The sequence below is a fragment of the uncultured Romboutsia sp. genome, from assembly GCF_958366745.1.
Classification (GTDB): domain Bacteria; phylum Bacillota; class Clostridia; order Peptostreptococcales; family Peptostreptococcaceae; genus Romboutsia; species Romboutsia timonensis.
In genome coordinates, this window is sequence record NZ_CATXCO010000141.1 from 1 (window position 1) to 6,465 (window position 6,465).

At 23.3% G+C, this 6,465-nt stretch carries 5 protein-coding genes; all 5 read right to left on the minus strand.

Features of this window, described 5'->3' with window-relative positions; translation table 11 throughout:
- Window positions 1-866: 866 nt before the first annotated feature.
- Window positions 867-2,807 (minus strand): HAMP domain-containing sensor histidine kinase, encoded by a 1,941-nt coding sequence (locus tag Q5F54_RS09390; RefSeq protein ID WP_302334302.1) that lies wholly within the window; start codon window positions 2,805-2,807, stop codon window positions 867-869.
- Window positions 2,782-3,480, minus strand: coding sequence for a response regulator transcription factor (locus tag Q5F54_RS09395; RefSeq protein WP_302334303.1), 699 nt, complete (start codon window positions 3,478-3,480; stop codon window positions 2,782-2,784). Before Q5F54_RS09395 ends, Q5F54_RS09390 begins: the two co-directional genes overlap by 26 nt.
- A gap of 276 nt (window positions 3,481-3,756) precedes the next feature.
- The gene (locus Q5F54_RS09400) at window positions 3,757-4,233 is read right to left on the minus strand and encodes a glutathione peroxidase (RefSeq protein WP_302334304.1); all 477 of its coding nucleotides are present in this window, start codon (window positions 4,231-4,233) and stop codon (window positions 3,757-3,759) included.
- A gap of 124 nt (window positions 4,234-4,357) precedes the next feature.
- Entirely contained in the window at window positions 4,358-4,789 is a 432-nt protein-coding gene (locus Q5F54_RS09405) for a MarR family winged helix-turn-helix transcriptional regulator (RefSeq protein ID WP_288524607.1), read from the minus strand.
- 425 nt (window positions 4,790-5,214) lie between these two features.
- Complete coding sequence (locus Q5F54_RS09410) at window positions 5,215-6,084, minus strand: Rpn family recombination-promoting nuclease/putative transposase (RefSeq protein ID WP_288306654.1); 870 nt, start codon at window positions 6,082-6,084, stop codon at window positions 5,215-5,217.
- Window positions 6,085-6,465 lie beyond the last annotated feature (381 nt).

Consider the following 6,465-nt stretch of genomic DNA (forward strand, 5'->3'; position numbering starts at 1 on the left):
ATAAGTGTCTTTTTTTGTTTATATATTTGTCTGATTTAATTATACAATTCAGGTGTAAAAAAACTAGTTCCTTTAATTTTGATGATATTTGTGATATGTTTTCTGATGTAGGTTGTAATGATAAGACTATTATTATAAGTCCTGGATATAATTATGATTTTTCAAGTCCATATTTTGAAGTAAAATGTACTGTATAAATATAATTAACTTCGTAGTATATAACGATTGTGAACTTATCTAGATTATAAAATTTATTTAGTAGTATATTTAAATATTAGGCTATATTTTAAATGAGTGTTGAAAGTGATACAATATAAATTAAGTCGCAATTGTTATAACGTGCGAGGAGATATTATTTTAGGGGGATAATTATATGGAGCAAAATATAGGTATATTGTTTGTAGTTATTGGTTCTTTATCAGCAAGTATAGGGATATTAGAAAAAAACTATATGTTTTAAATAGATCGTTCTGTAGATAAATTTAATAAAAAATATAACGTAAATATAGATAACGATACATATTGTAGATTTGAAGGTATTCAACGACTTAAGACTACAAAGAGATTATTGATATTAGAAGTAGTATATTTTTTATTTGAAATAAAAGATTTGAAAATGATAATAATAATGATGGTTACATATTTGATTATTGACTTAATTTTATACAATGTAAGGAGAAAGAAGTTTATAAAGGAACTTAAAGCTCATATATAAAACATACCCAAATATTAAAAATAGTCTAAGGAGTTAACCTCAGACTATTTTTTATTATATCTACGTAAATATTAAGCTTAGTGACTAATGTAATCATCTAAAATATCTAATAAGCTTCTTGAACTTTATAGTTAATAATATACAAAATATACTACATATTAAAATCTATATTAACAATAAATAAATCCCCAATAATATCTACTTTTAATTCTCCACCTTGTGCTTGTACAAGCCCTTTTGCTATAGCAAGTCCAAGTCCAGAACCTTCTGTATTTCTTGATAAATCGCCTCTTGTAAACCTTTCAGTTATTTCATCTGGGTCGAAATTAAGTTGATGCTTAGATATATTCTTAAAACTTATATGTACTTTTTTATCACTTTCTACTAAGTCAATATATACTCTAGTTTTCTCTAAAGAGTATTTTAATATATTAGAAATTATATTTTCAAAAACTCTAAAAGTCTTTTTTCCATCAGCTAATATATACACTTCCTTATCAGGTGTATTCACTATAAAATCTAATTTAGATTCATTTATATAGTCTTCCATTTCTACTAATGTTTGAGTAAGTAGCTGATTTATATCATTTTCTTCTAAATTTAATTCTATGTTATTACTTCCAATTTTAGATGCTTCAAATAAGTCTTCTATTAATATCTTAAGCCTTTGAGACCTTTTATCTAAAACTTGTACATAATCTTTTAAATGTTTTGGTTGAATATCTTCTTTTTTCATTAAACTTATATAGTTAATAATAGCTGTAAGAGGTGTTTTTAAATCGTGAGATACATTAGTTATAAGTTCATTTTTCATTCTCTCACTTTTTAATCTTTCTTCTACTGCTATATTTATAGTTTTTCCTATTTCATTTATATCCTTTACTATATCATCAAACAATAAATCTTTCTTTATTTCTATTTTGTGTTCTATATTTCCATTTTTTATTTTGTCTATTCCATTTCTTATTTGTTCAATTTTATTTACTTTATCTTTTATAATAAAAATTGATATTACACTTAAAGCTATACTTAATAATGGAGCAGTATAAACTGAAAGTTCAAATAAATCATAATTAGAATGAAAAGTAAATACTATAATAACTTGTATTATTACTAATGGTATAAATATCCATACATATTTAATTATAGTATAAATTTTTTTATTATTCATTTTTAAACTAGTCAGTTTAACCATTAGATTATGTGCATAATCTTTAGGATGTATATTATTTTTCCTATTTTCCTCTAATATTTTAAAACCAAAATAATATATTAAGTACAGTAAACCTGTATTAATAAAATAATACCATATACTCCATCCATAAATTTTAGATTGTAGTAAAGATATTAAAAAAGCAAGTGATATAAGTAATATATTTTTTAAAATATTATTTAAACTATCTTTTTTACTTAATTTTTTATTATCTAGTATAAGCATAGCTAAATAAGGTATTATAAATGTTATTAATGCTATTATTTTAGAGCCTATGAAAAAGATTGCATCTTCAATATTTTTAACAAATTCCTTATATTTTACATATAGAGGTTCATTATTATTAATATCTTTCATCCTTGCTATGTCTGAAGTAAAAGGAATTGCTATATATGTAGTAACATCTTCTTTTCTTGTTTGAGCTAGATTACCAAAATTGTTTGTTGATACCCTAACTTTATCATTATTATCATTTAGTAAGTACATAGTTTTATCTTTAAAGTTAATTTCATATACATTATGATAAGACTTTGTAACTGTTTTTAAATACTTATCAATATCAGAAATATTATTATAGTATACTTCTTTACTATCATTGTTTATTACAAATACATTTGCTGTTGTATAATTAGAAATCATATTCTTACTTTCAGTTTTATAATTAAGCATTTTTTCACTTGCATTATCTCCTACTACTGTATATACAGATTGTGTTGCTATTTCATATAAAACTTGTTCTAATTCATAACTTTTATAAAAGTCTGCATTAATATAGTTCATATAAAAATCTTTCATATCTATATTAGCACTAATTATAGTTATACAAAAACATATAACTAAAGCCACTAAGTTTTTATTTTTTATCAATTTTATATCCAACTCCCCACACCACCTTTATATATTTTGGATCTTTAGGATTTATCTCTATTTTCTCTCTTATTCTACTTATATGTACTGCTACTGTTCTGTCACAGTTGTATCCTGGCTCTTGCCAAATACTTTCATATATTTGCCTTGATGAAAATACCCTTCCTTGATTTTTTAGTAGCATTTCTAAAATCTTATATTCTATAGGGGTTAACTTTACTACTTCCCCATCTACGCTAACTTCTTTGCTAGCATTATCTAGAACTAATGCTTCATATTTTAAGACTTCTAAACTTTCTTGTTTAAAGTTTCCAAGTGAAATATAGCGTCTTAAGTTAGACTTTACTCTTGCTACTAGTTCTAATGGGTTGAATGGTTTTGTTATATAATCATCTGCACCCATGTTAAGCCCTATTATTTTATCGCTATCTTCTGTTTTTGCTGATACTAGTATAATTGGTATATTTTTTTCTTCTCTGATTTTTAATGTTGCACTTAGTCCATCCATTCTTGGCATCATAATATCCATTAAAATTAAGTGAATTTCTTTTTCAAGTAAAATTTCTAGAGCTTCTATTCCATCATAAGCCTTATATACTTTTAGTCCTTCATTTTTTAAATGTATTTCCATAGACTCAACTATGTCTTTATCATCATCAACTAATAATACATTCCCTTTTATCATTAATCTCACCTCGCTTTTTATTTTACCATTTTTATACATATATTGTTTATATTTAGTAGTATAGATGTTATTTTTTAATATAAAGTGTATGATTTATTAAGATTTTATTAAGATTTATGATAAATTTTTGTAAACTAGATATTTTGTTATAAATAAATTTACAATAAAAACAACCATACCTTAGTATTTTCAATAATATAAGGTATGGTTATTTATCTAATTTTATATAATTTGTTAGTTTCTTTTATAATATTGTGCTAAATTTACTTACTATGCTTATGGTAATAATTTTTCTATATCTTTTCTTATCTTTTTAGGATTTGTAGTCGGTGAAAATCTATCAACAACATTACCTTCAGAGTCAATAAGGAATTTAGTAAAGTTCCATTTTATTTCATTGTTTAAAATTCCTTTTGCATTATTTTTTAAATATTTATATATTGGATGTGCAGACTCTCCATTAACATCTATTTTTTCAAACATTGTAAATGTAACTCCATAATTTATAAGACAAAAGTCACTTATTTCTTTGTTTGAACCTGGGTCTTGATTGGCAAATTGATTACAAGGGAATCCAAGTATTTCAAATCCTTTATCTTTATAGTCCTTATACATTTGCTCAAGTTCTGCTAATTGTGGTGTAAATCCACATTTACTAGCTGTATTAACAACCAATAACACCTTTCCTTTGTATTCGTCCATTTTAACTTCTATACCATTCATTTTTTTTGCAGTAAAATCATAAAATTTCATAATATATCCTCCAATATTTTAATTTATTAAAATTTAATTTTATTCAATTAATTAGTGTATAAAATAGGTTATCTATATAATCAAAGATGCAATTCACTTTAAAAAGTGAATTTATCATCTTTTATTATACAAAACTTTTTAGTATTTTATCTAAATAATATTTAAACTGAACAGCATCTTCTTCAGATATTTTAAATTGGCAAAATACTCTTTCTGGAACTGTGATGGCTTCATCTTTAAGTTTTCTTCCAGTCTCAGTAAGTTCAACAATTACTACTCTATCATCTTCTTTACTTCTATACTTTATTATAAGTCCCATAGACTCAAGTTTTTTAAGTACAGGAGTAAGAGTTCCTGAATCTAAATGAAGTTTTTTTCCAAGTTCTTTAAATACTATTTTTTCTTCTTCCCACATTACAAGCATTGCAATATATTGAGTATACGTAAGATTAAGCTGATCAAGATAAGGTTTATATAATTTTATTATTTCTCTTGATATTGCATATAATGGAAAACACATCTGATTTTCTAATTTTAAAATATCGTATTTGCTCATAGCAACCTCTTTCTTGTGATTATTTCAATCAATCAAAATTTAATTTAATTCAATTGATTTGTCTTTATTATAATTAATCTTTTTTCAACTGTCAATACATAAAATTAATATATTGTTAGTTAATTATTCTATAAATTATTAATCATTTTTTCTAATTCAGAAATTTTCTTATTCGTTTATTTATTTTTTTATTACAAATATTATAAGAACTAATATTGAAATTACAGTAATTAAGCTTGGTATAAATCTATCTCTTAATTAATAATTAAATAATTTCATACTTTATATGTTCAATAAAACAGATATTTTTAAATACACACAGAATTCAATTTGTAATATATAACAATTGTGAATGTATCTATATTATATTATTTATTTAGTAGTATATTTAAATATTAAAAATAGTCTGAGGAGTTAACCTAAGACTACTTTTTTAATTTTTCTATTCTTAATTTTTTTATTATATCTACATCGATATTGAGCTTAGTAGCTATTGTATCATCATCTAAAATATCTAAAAAGCTTCTTGCACTTTCTAATTTACCTTCAAATAATCCTTGTTTTAATCCTTCTTTTAGTCCTTTTTCTTTGGCATTTGCTAATGCACTTATTTCATCTCTTAAAGACTTTTCTCTTAGATAGTAAAGTTCTCTTTCTTTTGAGTTTCTGCTAAGTCTATATAATTCATCTTTAGCTTCTCTAATTTCTTTATTACTCATTTCTAATTTTCTAATTACTTCACTTTCTGGATCTCTTAAAAACTCTACCCAACCCTCTAGTAAATCAACTATTTCTTCAGTGCTTTCAAATCTTTTTAGCTTAGGTATTTCTATAAAGTGAATTTCTTGTAAATCTGTTAATTCTTCATTTGTTTCTATTTCCTTTAACCTATATCCATTGTGGAATCTGTCATTTTTTAAATATTTAAAATCTAGTATATTTATACAAACTGTTCTACTCAATTTATCATATCTATCGCCTTCTGATAATTGTTCTTCGTAAAGCTTACTCCAATAATATAAGCTTCTTTGTATCATATTGTATTCATTTTTTAATTGTATTTCTATATTTATGATTTCTTTATTGCTTGTCAATGCTTTTACATCTAATCTAGAAAATTTATCTTCTATATACTCTTTTTCTAAGTCTGAGTTTTTTATTTCAACTGATACAATAGGCTTTTTTGGTTTAAGTACTGCATTTAAAAATGATATTAAAATTTCTGGGTGTTCTTCTGATCCAAAAATTTTTTTAAATACAAAATCTATTTTAGGGTTTAATAAAGTTCTTCTCATTTTTTCACTTCCTATATTTTATATTACAATAATTATACATTATATTTTTATGGTAAACAAACTAAAATCATAAACTATCTACCGTTACCGAAAAGTTTAAAAACTAAACTTTTTTTCTAATTATTTGTTTTATATTTAAACCTAGTGATTTTAATCTTAATATAATTAAACTCATACAAAAATACAACTATTCAAGATATTATTTATCTAGTATAGTTGTATTTTTTAGTTCCGAATATATTAAAATTTTGAAATTATTTAAAGTTTACAATCTATTAATTTAATACTTATTATATATTTGACCTCTATTTCCTATATCTATAACAATAATTTTAAGCTTATCATCTTCTTTTTCAAAAATTATCCTAATATCACCAACTC